The organism is Streptosporangium sp. NBC_01469, assembly GCF_036227305.1.
GTDB lineage: Bacteria > Actinomycetota > Actinomycetes > Streptosporangiales > Streptosporangiaceae > Streptosporangium.
On the sequence record NZ_CP109465.1, the window covers coordinates 417,191 to 432,952 of the forward strand.

Consider the following 15,762-nt stretch of genomic DNA (forward strand, 5'->3'; position numbering starts at 1 on the left):
AGTGGTCGGAGGTGAAATTCGACGGGTGTGTGGTGCCGGAGGCGCTGCGGCCGTACGTGGACTGGGTGACCGGGATGGCCTGGCCGGAAGGGGAGGCGCAGGGCTGCTTCCGGATGGCCGACGCCTGCGTGGTCGCGGCGCACCGGGTGGTGGCCGGGACTACGGCGGAGGCCGGCACGGCGAAGCTGATCGGTGATCGATGGGACGGCGCCGCCCACGAGGCGTTCGTCAGGCACGTCGAGCAGAAGGTGGGCGGCCGGCAGGCCGGCCTGGTCAAGCAGCTGATCGACGCGGCGATCGCGCTGAACGGCGCGGGCGTCGCCATCCAGTACGCCGAGCGCATGATCACTCTGGTCGTGTTGCTCCTGCTGGCGGTGTTGCCCGTGGTGATCTGGCAGGCGCCCTGGTTGCTCAGGTCGGTCCTTCAGGTCGCCCGGATGACGGTGCTGCAGATCGCGAAGTACACCGCGATCCTGATCGCCGTCTTCGCCGGGTTCGGTGCGGCGCTGGATTTCGGGACGCAGTACTCCCAGGTGCAGGGGGGACGGCGGGATGAGATCGACGTGCGCCAACTGGCGACCATGGCACGCGACGGCGCGATCAACGGGTTACTGACCGGCCTGCTGGGCGGAGGCCTGGGCCGGCTGGCCACGCCGGCGCTGCGGGCGGGAGTGTCGCGGGCGGAGGCGGCGCTGGGAGAGAAGCTGCTGGCTTATCTCACGGGTACCCTGCCAGGGCACGCGTTGCAGTACGGCGTCGCCGGGGCGGCGACCACCGCCATCAGCCTGACGTTGGACGATCACCCGCTGGACTGGGACCTGATCCTCAAGAGCGGGGTCGCCGCCGCCCTGGGCGCCGACGGTCAGCACCTGATCGCCCCGCGCCTCCGCCCGGAGGACGCGGTCCCACCCCCTGCCGGTTTCGGTGCGATCGTTCCCGATCCGGCACAGGGCCACGCCCGGGTCGCCGTACGCGGCGACGCGACTCCCGAAGCGGAAGGCCACACTGCCTTGAGCGGTGGAGTGGACCGGTCTGTCCCTTCAGGTACGGACGGTCAGGGCAGCGTCCGGACGCATGCCGTACCGGACCGCGACTTCACCGGGTATGCGACGGGGCGCTCCGAGCACGGCGCCACCAGGACGGCGCCGCCGGCAGAGGAGCGGGGCCGCCCCGCGTCCGCGGGCACGCCAGGTGCGCCTCGTACGACGGTGCCCGGGGAGCCGGCCCTGCCGCACCGCGCACCAGCCGGGCCGGACAAGACCGGCGGCGGTGCCCCTCCAGCGCCTCAGCGGGACGCGTCAGGCGGTGCGCCGCCGCCTCGTGGGAAGACACCGGCCGATGAAACCTCGCTCGGCCAGGCCGAACGGTCGCCTGACCACGGCTCGCGGCCGGACCGATCCGCCGGCCAGACCGCGGTCGCGTCCCCCTCGCCGGCCCACCACGGACCGGCTGCGGACACCGCGCCCCCGCCCGCCAACCCTGCGGGCGCCACGCACACCCTGTCCCGCGTCCCGTTCGCCTTCGAGGGGTTCTTCACCGATCCCCGATGGGCGGCCGACGTCGAACGGTTCGAGCAGCGGCTGGGCGCCCACTACTTCAATGATCCACAGACCTTGGAGGCGGCCCGCACAGCGGTGCGGAGGATGCGAGACGTCCTCACAGAGCTCACCCTACGGGCGCCGGACGAGAGCCCCGCCGCCTTCGCACGACGGGTCGAGCAGGTATTCTTCCGCGACGACGCCCCAAGCAGCGCTGGACAGGTCGGCACCCGAGTCAGGCTCGACGAGCTGCTCGCACACGGAAACCTGCGGGAACTCATGACGGCCTTCTACAACGCCGCCTACTTCAACGAAGGCCATCCGCGGACCCTGACGAAGGCCATCCTCGACGTCTTCGACAGCGACCTTTGGGAAAAAGCGCGGGCTGCCGGCATGGACCTCGACCGGCTGGTACAGGCGCAGCGGCAACTGGACGGCAACATCCACCGGGTGATCCTCGGAAAGCTCGACGAATGGCTGACGGGCACATCGCGGTTCACCCGCGACGCGCTGCAGACCGGCAACGTCCTTCTGATGTCCGAGCGGAGCTTGCGCGACCTCGCGGACGCGCTCCAGAGCCAGGCGCGCCGGCAGGACCGCAGCCCCGAAGAGCAGCAGCGGCTCGGGCTCATCACGACTCCGGCCCACTACGAGGGCCTGCGTACGCCTCTCGGCCGGTTCGAGCGGGCGTTTGTCGAGTCGCTGGTCGACGGGCCCCTGCGCCCGGGCGATCCGCTGCCTTGGCGCGAGGGCCGTACCGCACACGAGAACACCTCCGGCCGATGGGCCAGACTGACCGCCGACGACGGTCACAACGTGATCGACGGTGTCTCGCTGACGACCACCAGGATGATGGTGGCGGCCGAGCTCCTCGGCCTGGACCTGGTCGCGAGGGAGCGTTTCCTCGGCGCGTTGATGGGCTGGATGCTGCCGGGCCTGGATCACTCCCTGTTCGAGATCGTACGGGGCGCGCAGTTCGCCGACCTCGAACACCTGGCCGCCTGGCCATCCGCCCGCGCCAGCGCGGTGGACCTGTACCGCGGCCTGCCGGGCATGGACCTGCGCACGTTGCGCGCCGAGATCCTTCCCGACGGACTGTTCCCGCACGAGGCCGGATATCTCCACCGCGCCACCGATCCCGACGGCTTCGCCGAGACGCAGTTCGCGGTGGTGCGGGACATCGCCGAACGACTGGGGGAGCAGCTCGGCAGCGGGCGCGTCACCGATCCGGCGCTCGCGGAATGGCTACGCCGCAATGGTGCCGACCCGCTGGACCCGGCCAGTGTGCGGGCCATCGGGGAGCGGCTGTCGCCGGGACACATGATGGCGCTGACCGTGTACACCCGGCCCAGCCACGATTTGATCAACAACGTGACGCGGACGAGATTGTGGACCGCCGGCGTGTCCGAGGCAGCCGTACAGAAGGTCATGGATCTGAAGGTCGAGAGGCGGCTGGCCGGCTATCTCGGAGAGCTCGCCGAAGGCAGTGGCAAGGGGCGGGCGCTCTCGTTCCTGCTGCGGCCGTTGCTGCACGAGGGTGATGGTCCCCTGACCCCCAAGTCACCGCTGAACCCGACGGCCCGGAAATGGGTGGACGCCGCTCACGCGATGGAGGAGGCGAAACGTGAAAGGGAGGAGCATCGGGCGGCAGGCCGCAGGGCGGAGGCACGACAGGCCGAGAACCGGATCCGGGAGGCCCGCAGCGTGCAGCGCGCGGCCTGGCGTGAGATCCGCGAACGCCTCGGCGAGGTGATGCCGCGCCTGTCCACCGAGATGCGCTGGCACGCCGACATGGCGTACGACGCCCTGATGCAGCTTCCCCCCGTCGGATCCCCCGACAAGCCCGTGCTCACCTTCCGGGGAGACTGGCTGACCCCGGTGCACTCGCCCATCTACGGATCGAGGTTCTTCCCGCACGGGACGACACGCGAGTTCCTGAGCCTGAGCCGGAGCCTGGAAGTAGCCGTGAAGTACGTTTCGAAGAACCTGGTGGGAGAGCAGGGCGTGCTGGTCGTCTGGCAGCTCACCGGTGGCAACGGGCGGGATATCTCGATCTTCGCCAGCCACCCTGAGCAGCAGGAGGTCCTGCTGCCACCCCACACGCGCGGCCGGCAGGTGCGCAACCCGGAGCTGGAGGCGCAGATCCGCGAATCACTGGACCGGACCGCGGAGGACCTGGTCCGGCGAGGCGAGCTGGACAAGGTTCCGGACAGGTACAACATCCTCATCATGGAGGAGGAATGACGGGCGGCGACATGGCCGCCGAGTCGCGCGAGCCCGACGAGGCGGTCAGGCGGACCTTCGAGGGTCTGCACCGGCTACTGCTGCGGCTGGCCGGCCGCGTCCCCGACGAGTTCGTCTCCCACGCCAGGTCCATGCTGGCCGAGGGCGACCTGGACTACCTCCCGGACGCGCTGTCGGGCGCGACGGCCGGCCTCGGAGTGTCATTGACGATGGCTGACGCCGAGCTCCTGCGTGATGTGCTCCAGGCGCTCGGAGGCGGGGAGAATCCGGCCGCGATGGAGCGGACACCGATCTCCGACGTCATCCCGGAGACAGGTCACCTCTTCGCCCCGGCGTTGCCGGAGGTCCTGGCGTCCGCCGGGACCTCCGTACCGGCCGCTCTTGACCTGGAGGGTGACCTGGGCGGGCTGACCGATCTCACGGACGATCTCGTGGTCGACGCCCTGATCGAGCACGCCGGCGTCGTCGCGGTCTGGCGGGCCTGGCGGTTCGGGCCGGGAGAGCCGCCACAGGCATGGCGGCGCGTCTACCTCGCCGAGGTGGAACCCGGCATCCCGGCCTGGGAGCTGACCATGGACGCCCAGCGCGAGCTGGTCCAGATGCGGGTGGCCGCTCCACAGGTCGAGGTGTACTGGAGCGGTGACGACCTGCCGTCATACCACCGGAGGGCACGCACCGCCGCCACGCTCCTGTGGCGGCGTCCGGAGGACGCGTCGTAGACGCCATGCCGACGGCGGCCGGCTCACAGTGACCGGCTGAGCCGGCGCCGCATTCGGACGATGTGCCATGAAGCCATCCGTCCCCTGAGCGCCGAACAGGCGTGCGACAACCGGTCGATGAGGTGTTCCCCGCATCGAGATCCGATGGGCTCCGAGATTACGAAAGGGGTGCCCCGCGGATCGCGGGGCACCCCTTGGTGAGGTTTCGTCAGGAGGGATGCCGGGGCGGAGGCCCGGCACCCCCGATCAGGTCTGGACGGGCGTGCCGCCGTTCGCCACGATCAGCGCGTTGGCGTCGCGGATGAGCGTCGCCCGCACCGCCGCGTCGGAGACGGTCTTCGGGTCGTTGACCGCCTCGATGAAGCGGGTGAGCTTCTTGACGATCTTCTTCTTGTCGCGCTCGCGTTCCTTGTCCTCGGAGACCATGACCTTGGAGATCTTGTCCTGGAGCTTCGCGGCGCCGGTGGGCGACAGCTGGCTGACGGCCTGGAAGCGCTCGATCAGGGCGGAGATCTCGTCGGTCGAGGTGACGGTGGTGAACTTCACCGACTGCTCGTACGTGCCGCCGGACTGGGTCGCGACGGTGACGGTGAGCGTGTGCTCGCCCAGGGCCAGCGTGTGGAGCCGCTGGACGGTCCCGGACGTGAACGGCAGGCCGTCCAGCGTGCCGGTCACGGTCTTGACGCCGGTGCCGGCGACCTCCCAGGCGATGGTCACGTCCTGGCTGTTGCCGTACTCGGTGCCGTCCGTGACGCCGGAGATGAGGATGGTGGCCCCGCTGTCCGGGAGAGCACCGTAGACCTTCATCTCGTATATCGAGTAGCCCCACTGGCCGGACTTCGCGGTGCCCTGCATCCGGATGTACCGGGTGTCGGTGTTCAGGTCGACGAGGTCCGTGCCGCCGTTGCTGTTGGTCTCGGTGAACCTGTCGGTCCACGTCTCGCCGTCGGGAGAGGTCTGCACCTTGTATCCCTTGGCGTAGGAGTCCTCCCAGTCGATGGCGACCTGGTGGACCGTGTACGTGTCACCCAGATCCACCTGGAGCCAGTTGTCGGCCGACTCGCTCGCGCCCCAGCGGGTGGTGCCGTCGCCGTCGAAGGCGGCGATGGCCGTCTGCTGGGCGTTGGACGCCGACGACGCGGTGGCCGTCTTGCCGAGGGCGATGTTCGGCGCCTCCTGGCCGTAGACCTCCATCTCGTGGAGCGAGTAGCCCCACTGGCCGGACTTCTCCACGCCCTGCATCCGCACGTGGCGGCCCAGCGCGTTCACCGGGATCTTCTCGGTGCCACCGGAGGAGTTGGCCTGGGTGTGGATGTCCTTCCAGGCCGTGCCGTCGATCGACACCTGGAGCTTGTAGCGCTTGGCGTAGGAGTCCTCCCAGCGCAGGTCGACCTCGTTCAGGGCGTAGATGCCGCCCAGGTCCACCTGGAGCCAGTTGTCGGCGCTCTCGCCGGCGGCCCAGCGGGAGACAGGGTCGCCGTCGAACGCCTTGGCGGCCGACTGGTCGGCGCTGGACTGCGAGAGGGCGGTCGCGGTCTTGTTCAGGGCCAGGTTGACCCGCGACGTGTCCTTCAGGGTCAGGTCGAGCGTGACCGTCTGGTCCTTCTTCAGGGGAAGGACGCGGGCGATGTCGCCGAGCGGCGAGTTCTGGATCTGGATACCGGCGCCGGTGATCTGCTCGATGCCGGCGCGCTGGATCAGGGTGAGGTTCTGGTCGACGTCGGAGGTCAGCGTCACCTTCACCTTGTGGGTGTCCATGTCCCAGTCGAGGTCGTCGATGGTGAACCGGCTCTTGCCCAGCATGCCGGAGATGGAGCCCTTCTTCAGGCCCTTGGGCAGCGCGGGAAGCAGTTCCAGCGTGCCGGGGTCGGTCGTGGCCAGCATCTCCATCATGATCGTCGGCACGGAGTTGACGACGTCGGTGGCGAACACGCCCTTGTTGTTGTAGTGCGACGTCGACAGGCTGCTGTAGTAGTAGTCGTCCCTGGCGAACCGCATCAGCTTCGCGTTGACGGATTCGGCGTTGTTCAGGTTGGCGGCGATCAGCGCACCGTGCAGCAGGCCGTGGCCGGCGTTCTCGTAGCTGCCGCCGTCCTTCTTCTGCAGGAACACCTTGGCCGCGTCGTACAGCGCCTTGTCCTTCTCCGGCGTGACCTCTCGGTACGGCCAGACGGGCATCAGGCCGCTGGAGTGCCGGTGCTGGTAGGCGTTCTTGTTCGCCAGGTCGGGCCAGGCCCACTCGGCCAGCGCGCCGTCGTTGTTGATCAGGTACGGCGGCAGGTTGTCGAGCTTCTCCTGCCAGAGCGCGATCTTGTCCTGGTCCTTGCCGAGCGTCTTGCTCGTCTCGATCAGGGTCGACAGTGCGAACCGGGCGCCGGCGATGTCGTACACCGAGTTGACCGAGAGCGGCACGCCGCCGGCCGGCCGGTTCTCCGGCGAGATGGACCCGGAGAAGATGTACTTGCCGTTGGCGTCCTTCTCCACGAGGAAGTCCTCGTAGAAGTCACCCATGTCCCTGATCAGCGGGTAGTACTGCTCCTCCAGGAACTTCCTGTCGCCGGTGATCTGGTACTGCTCCCAGAACGGGTAGAGCAGCCACGACTCGCCGCCCGTGACGTACTGGTACGGGTAGTCGAAGTTGATGTTGGAGATGAGGCCTTCGCCGTTGGGCGTGTTGCCGCCCGTCAGCATGCCCCGCGTGCCGAGCAGCTTCTGGGCGTTGGTCCGGAAGTCCTTCTGCCACGCCTTGTTGATCGACCAGTAGCCCGCCATCACCTCCGGCAGGTTGCCGATGTTGCCGCCGGAGATCTGCAGGTTGAGGTTGGCGTCCAGATGGTAGTAGCCGTCCCAGCCGACGTTGCTGTCACCGGTCCAGTTGCCGAGCAGGTCGGGCGGGGCCGTCGCGCTGCTCGAACCGATCAGGTGGTAGCGGCCGGAGTTGAACATGCGCTCGAACAGCGCCAGGTTCGGCGTGGTCGCGGTCTTCTGCTGGGCGAGCAGTTCCTCGTTGGACTTCGAGCGGTCCTCGGGGGCGGCCCCGAAGTCGACGGAGACGCGGTTGAACATCTCGCTGTGCTTGGTCACGTGGCGGTTCAGGAGCGTCGGGTAGTCGCCGGAGAGCGCCGCCAGCTTCGTCTGCAGGAGCTTCTTGTTCCAGTCCTGCTCGGCGGGCACGCCACCCTCGTAGGTGCCGTCGTAGCGCTGGGTCAGCGACAGCAGCGTCACGTAGGTCGCGCCGGTGACCTGCACGTCGGTGCCGGCCATCGTCTTGACGCCGTCCGTCACGATCCGCGTGACGCCCTCGTACCCGGCGTTGTAGCTGCCGTTCGGGTACTTCACCCGCAGGTTGAGGTAGTCGACGGTGGAGGCGTTGACGGCCGTGATGCCCTTGTTGAGCAGGTTCATTCCGGGGTCGATGGACAGGCCGAGTTTGACGTCGAGCTTCTGCCCGGCCGGGGCCGGCAGGTGCTGGACGGTGACGCCGTCGGTCTGCGACACGAAGGCGTCGCGCTTCCAGTCGCCCTTGTCGTCGGTCCAGTTCACCGAGACGACGCCCGAGGAGTAGTCGGTGGACCGGACGTAGTTGACGACCTCGCCGGCGGCCGGCGTCTGGAGGGTCATCTTGAAGCCCGGGTGCTTGCTGCCCTCGCCGCCGCCCTGGTAGCCCTGCACGTCGGCCGCGAGCTGGTTGGCCTCCTGATACTTGCCGGCGATCAGCAGGTCCCGGATCTTCTTGATGTTCTCCTGGCTGACGGTGTTGAACGTCCGGTGGGGACGGTTCTCCGACCGCGCCATGAAGAAGTCCCGGTCGGTGAAGACGACCGTCTCGTCACGCGGGTTGCCGAAGACGATGACGCCCTGCTTCCCGTCGCCCGCGAGCAGGCCCTCCTCCCAGTCCGCGTAGGCACTCGGGTAGGAGGTGGACAGCGCCCTCGTCGCCGGGTTGCCGGGCGTCGTGAAGGTCTTCGTCAGGCCCTGGCTCTCGTTGCCTCCTGCGTCGAGCGCCGTCACCTTCACGGTGTAGGTCCGGCCGACGGCCAGTCCCGTCACGGCGTAGGTGCGCGCGTCCGCTCCCAGCGTGTCCTTCAGCGCCTGGCCGAGGTAGACCTTGTAGCCGGTCACCGCCTGGCCGTCGGTCGCGGCGGGCCAGGTGAGCTTCGCTCCCGCGGCCGTCACCTCGCTCACCTGGAGCTGCGCCGACGCCGGCCAGTTCGGGGCGGTGTCGGCCGGCTTCACCTTGCCGTACACCTCGAACTCCCAGAGCGACAGGCCCCACTGGGTCGCCGCCTTGGTGCCCTGCACGCGGACGTAGCGTCCCTCCGCCGGCGAGTCGAGCGTGATCTCGTCCGTGTGGTCGCCGGTGGGGGTGGAGTCGTCGTGGGAGTGGACGTCCTTCCAGGTGCTGCCGTCCTCCGACGTCTGGATCTTGTACGTCGAGGAGTAGGCGGCCTCCCACTTGAGCACGACCTTGTCCAGGACGTACGACTTGCCGAGATTGACCTGGATCCAGTGGTTGTCCCCGCCGTTGGAGCCCCAGCGCGTGGCGGTGTTGCCGTCGAAGGCGCGGAACGCGGAGCGGTCGTTCTGCGGCTGGCTGTTGGTCTCGCCGCTGCCGTCGTTGGACTGCGACGACGCCGTGTACGCCGACGGCGGCAGGTTCAGCGCGATGTTGACCGGGACCTCCGGCACGACGGGGGTGCCGTAGATCTCGAACTCGTACAGGGAGTATCCGTACTGCGTCTGCGGCAGGACGCCCTGCATGCGGACGTAGCGTGCCTTCTTGCGGATCTGCACGGTCTCGACGCCGCCGGCGCCGGTCGTGGTGGAGAAGGCGTCCTCCCACTGCTCGCCGTCGCTCGAGATCTGGATCTTGTACGCCTTCGCGTAGGCCGCCTCCCAGGACAGGACGGCCCTGGACACGTCGTACTCGTCGCCGAGGTCGACGTGGATCCAGGCGTTGGGGTCGTTGCTGTGGTCGCTCGACCAGCGCGAGGAGCCGTTGCCGTCGATCGCGTTCTCGGCCGGCAGGTTGGCGTCCTCGTAGGAGGCGACGGCCTTCGCGTCGGGGTTGAGTGACAGGTTGACCGGGACGTCGGTCGGCGGCGCCGGCGGCTCCGGCACGGTCTGGCCCGCCGGGGGCCACAGCGTGAAGGAGTTGGCGCCGTCCTTCGCGGCGGCGAACGGTCCGGCCATGACGTTCGCGGCGTTGACCGGCTCACCGAAGAAGTCGGTGGTCACGTCGGCGGCGATGCTCTCGCCCGCGAGCGGGATGATCCCGACCCTGGCCTTCGTGGCGGGCGTCAGGCCGCTGATGCCGGAGGCGTCGAGGTCGAAGCCGAGCTTCATCTCCCGGTTGGTCGCCGTGACCTGGACGTCGGACAGGACGCCGGTGGAGTTGCCCTCCTTGACGTGCGTCTTGCCTGCCGCGTCGTCCGGCAGCGTCGAGCCCTGGACCACGTTGTTGTACCAGAAGAACTTCTGGATCGGGTTGGGCGCGTTCGTCTCGTTCATCGTGCCGGGCGCGAAGTAGTAGTTGTCCCTGCCGCCGCCGTCCACCGCGATGCGACCGTTGTCGATGAACATGTTGTTGGCGTACACGACGCCGGTGGCGTCCAGCATCCGGATGTCGCTGTTGCCGATGAAGACGTTGTTGTCCACGAGGATCGGGCCGTGGACGGCCTCCGCGTAGTAGCCCCACGGGCTGTTCAGGACGATGTTGCCGGTGACGCGGACGTTCTGGTTGCCCCAGTCCGTCCAGATGCCGGCGGAGTTACCGCCCTTGGAATTCTTGAGGTAGTTGCCCTTGATGAGCCCCTCGTTCATGTAGTGAACCTTGATCGGGGCCGTCTCCGCGCCGCTGAACTCGCCGCGGTAGTTCGTGTCCTCGATGAGGTTGTACAGAATGTCGGAGTTCCAGGAGAAGACACCGGCGATGCCGGACTGGCCGGACTTCGCGATGTAGTTGTTGCGGACGATGTGCGAGCCGTACTTGGCGGTGTCGCGGAAGTGCGTCCGGGTCTGGCCGGGCCGGTTGCCGGCCCATTCGTCACAGCCGAGGCCGATGTCGATGGCGATCGTGCGCGCGTTGACAACGGTGTTCTGCTCGATGATCCACTTCAGGCCGCCGTTGACGCTGATGGCGCCCGCCTGCCGCCGGGAGGGGCTGCTCGGGAAGTCGGAGTAGGTACCGGCCGCGTGCTTGACGGTGAACCCGTGGACGGTGATGTAGCCCAGGCCCCACGCGTCCGGCGCGAACACCTGGCGGCGCACGTTGATCTCCGCCAGCTTGGCGTTCGGGTCGGCGCCGTCGAAGTTGGCGTAGATGGTGGTGTTGCCGCCGGACACCTCGGTGAACCAGGTGCCCGCCGCCGACTGCACGTTCGCCAGCGACGCCTTCTCGTAGTAGGCCTGCTCGTTCAGGTAGACGTCACCCGCGGTGTAGCCGGGGAAGGTGCCGTCTCCGCCGCCCTGCGGCTGCCCGGTGGCGTAGGGGTTGTAGCCGCCGAAGAAGGTGGCCGGCAGCGTGACCTTCCATACGTCGCCGCTGTGCTGGGCCCAGGTGTCGATCTCCTCCGAGCCCTTGATGACCACCTCGCCGTCACCGGCGTTGGTGTAGGTGATGCGGCTGGTCTCGCCGTCGCCGCCGCGCGCCGGCTTGACCGTCTCGCGGTACAGCCCGGCGTGGACGACCACCGTGTCACCGGGCTGCGCCTCCTGCGCGGCGTGGTTGATCGTCAGGTACGGTTCGGCCGCCGTACCGGCGTTCGTGTCCTTGCCGTCCTTGGCCACGTGGATCTGGCGGCCGGCCTGGGTCACCTGCACCGCCGCGATCGACGGCACCGCCGCCGCTGTGACCACGACGGCGCTCAGTATCGCGCCGAGCGCGATTCTCAGGGTCCTTCGGAGTTTCATGAGGTTCCTTTGTTGCGGATCGACTTCCCTATGGGGCCGGTGACCTCGCCGAAGGACCGGACCGACAGATCGAACAGGGCACTGGGGAGGGCGGCGGCGCGGTCCGAGGGGATCGCGCCGCCGTCTCGACGGGTGATGCGGAATACGTGACTCTCGCCCGGCAGGAGCGTGACGAGGGCGTCGTCCACGACGAGCGAGGGCGGCTCCAGGCCGAGCGGCTCAGCGAACCGGTCGGCGAACACGCACACGTCGCGCAGCAGGGTCACCGCGGTGACCGCGACGTGCAGTGCGCCGTCGACGACGGTGACGTCGACGGTGCGCTCGGGTCGCGGGGCCGCCAGCTCCCGCTCCGGGCGGTAGGTCCAGGTGGTCCGCACCCCGTCGGCGTCGACGACGAGCATCTCGGCCCGCGGGTCGGCGGGCAGGCCGACCGCGGGGTCGACGGCGAGCCGGACGAGGCCGTCGGCCGGGCAGGCGGCCCGCACCCGCGTTCGCGCGTGCTCGTGGCCGTCCAGCCCGACCCGCCGCAGGAGGACGTCGGGACGCCAGTCGGCGTCCGCGTCGTTCACGAGCACGAGCACGAGACCCTCGTCGCCGGTGGGGTCGTGGGTCGGTCCGGGGCTCACCGGCTGGATCGTGGCCAGCCGGGGGGCGAACGAGTGGCGCAGGGCGTGCCAGAGGGGCTTCTCGATGCCCGCGCCGTCGACGGCCGACCAGCTGATCACCGGCCAGCAGTCGTTGAGCTGCCACACGACGACCCCGCCGCAGCGCTCGCGCGAGCGCAGCCACTCGACGCCGGCCGAGACGGCGCGGGCCTGGACCACCTGGGTCGCGAAGTGCCAGTCCGCGTCGTCGCGGGGGGTGGGCACGTGCGGTTGGAGGCCGCGGGTCAGCTTGTGCACCCCGTCGATCGCGCGCAGGTGGTGGCGGGTCTGCGGCGAGTCGGGGCCGGGCGTCTCGCCCACGACGACGCGCTCGAGCGTGGTCCACGCGGGGGGAGCGCACCAGCCCATCTCCGCGACGAACGCCGGGTCGTGGTAGCGGTAGTGGGCGTAGTCGCGCTCGTTCCAGGCGTCCCACAGGTGGCTCAGGCCGTGTGTGTCGTCGAGCGGATCCCGGTCGACGGTGCCCGACCAGGGCGAGTTGGGCACGTAGGGCCGTGTCGGGTCCAGTCGGGCCAGGACACCGGGCAGCACGTCGAGGTAGTAGCGCGCCCCCCACCCGCGCACCCCGACCTGGTCGGCCCACCCCCAGTGGTGCCAGCCGAGGACCGTCTCGTTGCCGCCGCACCAGAGCACCAGGCTCGGGTGGGCCGACATCCGCGCGACGGCCTGTTCCGCCTCGGCGGTCACCAGCTCGACCATCTCGTCGTCCTCGCTGTAAGCGGCACACGCGAAGAGGAAATCGTGCCATACCAGGACACCGCGCTCATCACAGGCGTCAAGGAACTCTTCACTCGCGAAGTGACCGCCGCCCCAGACGCGCAGGAGGTTCGCGTTCCCCGCGACGGCCTGGTCGATCCGGTGCGCCACCCGTTCGGGCGTGGCACGGCTGGCGAGGGTGTCGTCGGGGATCCAGTTGTAGCCGCGCACCCGCACGGTCCGGCCGTTGACGACGAGCGCCCAGCGCGTCCCGAGCGGGTCGGGGGTCTCCTCGACCGCGACGCTGCGCAGGCCCACCCGGACGGCGGTGGAGTCGAGCACCACACCGGCGTGCTCGAGCTCCGCGTGCAGGCGGTACAGCGGCTGCGCGCCGAGGCCGACCGGCCACCACAGGTCGGGGTCGTCGACGCGCAGGACGATCACCGCCTCGTCTCCGGCGACCGTGCCGGTGACCGACCCGGCCCGCCGACCGGCCGGGTCGGTCAGCTCGACGCGCACCTGCGAACCCTCGGGCGCGTCCACGCGCACGTGCGCCGTCACGTGGGCGACGGTGTGGCCGGGGTCGAGGTGGACGAGCGGCCGGACGTGGTCGATCCGGCCGGTGTAGGTCTCCAGCCGGATGTCGCGCCAGATACCGGCGGTGACGTAGTGCGGCCCCCAGTCCCAGCCGAAGTTGGCCGCGGCCTTGCGCACGTGCGCGTAGGGCTCGTCGTACGGGCTCGGCAGGGGGCCGTGCGCGCGTTCGTGCTCGCGGGCGGCCTCCCACGCCGAGGCGAAGCGCACCTCGACGAGGTTGTCGCCCGGCACCAGGACTTCGTCCACCCGCCACCGGTACGCCAGGTGCTGGTCACGCGCGACCCCGACCCTTCGGCCGTTGACGTGCACGTCGGCGATCGTGTCGAGGCCGTCGGCCACGAGGTCGGTGCGGGCCCCGGGCGTCGGCGACCACTGGAGGTGGCGCCGGTAGATCCACTGGGAGTGGCCGACCCACCGCTGGGCCAGCTCGCCCCACCCGACGTCGGGATCGGCGAGGAGACCGGCCGCGAGGAGCGCCGTGTGCACCTCGCCGGGCACCTGGGCCGGGATGACCGCCGTACGGACGGCCTCCGGGACACCGTCGAGGACGCTGTCGGGGACGCCGTCCGGGCCCGCCGACCAGGTCAGCTCCCACTCACCACCGAGGTCGAGCCGGGTGGCGGCGGAGGTGGTTACCTGCGTGGTGATCTGCGTCATCCCTTGACTGCCCCTGCGGTGAGTGCTTCTTGCATACGACGGTTCATGATCGAATAGACGACGTACACCGGCAGGACGGTGAGCACGGTGCCGGCGGCGAGAACGCCGAGGTTGGTCGCGTCGGAGACGAGCGTCGGCAGGGCGACCTGGACCGTCCGCACGTCCGGGCTGGTGCCGGTGATGGTCAGTGAGAACAGGTACTCGTTCCAGAAGGTGAGGATCTGCAGGATCGTCACGCTGACGACGCCGGGCATCGCGATGGGCACGAAGACCTGGGTCAGCAGCCGCCAGTGCCCGGCGCCGTCGAGGGCGGCCGACTCCACCAGTGCCTGTGGCACCGTGCGCATGAACTGCGTGAGGAGGAGCACGGACAGCGGAAGCGCGCTCGCGGGCAGGAACAGCATCTGGAACTCGCGGGTGCCGTAGAGCCCCATCTCGATCGCCAGGACCACCGTGGGGATCAGCGCGGCGAACGGCGGGATGAGGAACCCGGCGGAGAACGTGCCCGTGATCACGCGGGCGAGCCGGTTGTCCGTCCGGGCCAGCGCGTACGCCGCGGGCACCGCGAGACCCAGGGTCAACGCGACGGCCACGAACGAGACGAGGACGGAGTTGAGCAGGGCGCGCCCCAGGTCGGCGGTCTGCCAGGCGGTGCCGAAGTTCTCCCACAACCAGTTCGCCGGCAGCGCGAACGGCCGGGTGAAGATCTCGATGTTGGACTTCAGGGCGCTGATCGCGAGGTAGTACAGCGGGGCCCCCAGGACCAGCGCGTACGACCAGGACAGGACCGTCGCCAGAGGGGTGCGGGTGCGGCGTGGCTCGCTCATCGGGAGTCCTCCTCCGAGCCGCGCAGCAGCGCGCGGATGAGAAACATCCCGGCGACGCCGAGAAGGAGCAGCGCGACGCCGACCACCTGGCTGTAGCCGAGGTCCCGCTGGGAGAAGGCCTTGGCGTAGACCAGGTACGACAACGTGGTCGACGAGGTGCCGGGCCCGCCCTTGGTGAGCAGGAGGATCAGGGCGGCCGAGGTGAACAGCGTCCAGAGGAACTGCAACATCGCCAGCGTGCGGACGTAGTCCTTGACCATCGGGAAGGCGATCCGCCACATGATGCGCAGCCGTCCGGCGCCGTCGATCTGGGCCGCCTCGATCACCTCGGCCGGCAGGCTCGCCAGGCGGGCGGAGAACAACACCGCGGTCCAGCCGATGCCACGCCAGAGGTCGATCGCGATGAGGCTCGGCAGCGCGGTGCTCGGGTCGGCGAGCCAGGCGGTGGCCCAGGAGTCGAGGCCGATGCCGCGCAGCAGGCCGTTGACCCCGCCGTTCGGGGACAGCACCCCGTAGAAGATCATCCCGGTCATGGAGATCGAGATGAGGCCCGGCGAGAAGTAGAGCACCGACAGGATCCGGTAGCCGCGCGGCTTGGTGGTGAGGTGGTAGCCGAGCATGAAGGCCAGCGGGATCATCACCGGGATCGCGATGGCGACCTGGATCACGCTGTTGCGCACCGCGGCGTGGAACGTCGGGTCGGCGAGGACGCGTCCGATGTTCTCCAGGCCGACGTACGTGGGCTCGTACAGCAGCCCCTTCCACCGCAGCGTGGCGATGACGAACATGGCGGCGAGCGGGCCGACCGAGAAGACGGCGAACCACACGAGAGACGGGGTGGTCAGCCAGAGGACCCGGGGCGACCGCACGCGGGGGCTGGTCAGTGACATCGTGCGTTTCCTTCGGG

The 15,762-nt window shown here is 69.4% G+C and carries 6 protein-coding genes; 2 read left to right on the forward strand and 4 right to left on the reverse strand.

Annotation, left to right across the window (positions count from 1 at the left end; all coding sequences use genetic code 11):
* Positions 1 to 11: 11 nt before the first annotated feature.
* Together OG587_RS01900 and OG587_RS01905 are read left to right on the forward strand one after the other, a co-directional pair.
* Positions 12 to 3,782, forward strand: coding sequence for a hypothetical protein (locus tag OG587_RS01900; RefSeq protein ID WP_329086220.1), 3,771 nt, complete (start codon positions 12 to 14; stop codon positions 3,780 to 3,782).
* Complete coding sequence (locus tag OG587_RS01905; RefSeq protein WP_329086222.1) at positions 3,779 to 4,501, forward strand: hypothetical protein; 723 nt, start codon at positions 3,779 to 3,781, stop codon at positions 4,499 to 4,501. Before OG587_RS01900 ends, OG587_RS01905 begins: the two co-directional genes overlap by 4 nt.
* A gap of 246 nt (positions 4,502 to 4,747) precedes the next feature.
* Here the strand turns inward: OG587_RS01905 and OG587_RS01910 are convergent, their stop codons facing one another.
* From OG587_RS01910 to OG587_RS01925, 4 genes are read right to left on the reverse strand one after another with little or no spacing between them, the layout of a single operon-like run.
* Positions 4,748 to 11,413, reverse strand: coding sequence for a discoidin domain-containing protein (locus OG587_RS01910; protein ID WP_329086225.1), 6,666 nt, complete (start codon positions 11,411 to 11,413; stop codon positions 4,748 to 4,750).
* A complete protein-coding gene (locus tag OG587_RS01915) occupies positions 11,410 to 14,028 on the reverse strand; it encodes a glycoside hydrolase family 2 protein (protein WP_329086226.1) in 2,619 nt (872 codons plus the stop codon). Before OG587_RS01915 ends, OG587_RS01910 begins: the two co-directional genes overlap by 4 nt.
* Positions 14,025 to 14,855, reverse strand: a complete 831-nt coding sequence (locus OG587_RS01920; RefSeq protein WP_329086229.1) for a carbohydrate ABC transporter permease — start codon at positions 14,853 to 14,855, stop codon at positions 14,025 to 14,027. The genes OG587_RS01915 and OG587_RS01920 overlap by 4 nt, the downstream gene beginning before the upstream one ends.
* Entirely contained in the window at positions 14,852 to 15,745 is an 894-nt protein-coding gene (locus OG587_RS01925; protein ID WP_329086230.1) for a carbohydrate ABC transporter permease, read from the reverse strand. Before OG587_RS01925 ends, OG587_RS01920 begins: the two co-directional genes overlap by 4 nt.
* Positions 15,746 to 15,762 lie beyond the last annotated feature (17 nt).

Coding starts and splice junctions, on each gene's coding strand:
- OG587_RS01905 (WP_329086222.1), top strand. CDS start 3,779: ATGACGGGCGGCGACATGGCCGCCGAGTCGCGCGAGCCCGACGAGGCG.
- OG587_RS01910 (WP_329086225.1), bottom strand. CDS start 11,413: ATGAAACTCCGAAGGACCCTGAGAATCGCGCTCGGCGCGATACTGAGC.
- OG587_RS01915 (WP_329086226.1), bottom strand. CDS start 14,028: ATGACGCAGATCACCACGCAGGTAACCACCTCCGCCGCCACCCGGCTC.
- OG587_RS01920 (WP_329086229.1), bottom strand. CDS start 14,855: ATGAGCGAGCCACGCCGCACCCGCACCCCTCTGGCGACGGTCCTGTCC.
- OG587_RS01925 (WP_329086230.1), bottom strand. CDS start 15,745: ATGTCACTGACCAGCCCCCGCGTGCGGTCGCCCCGGGTCCTCTGGCTG.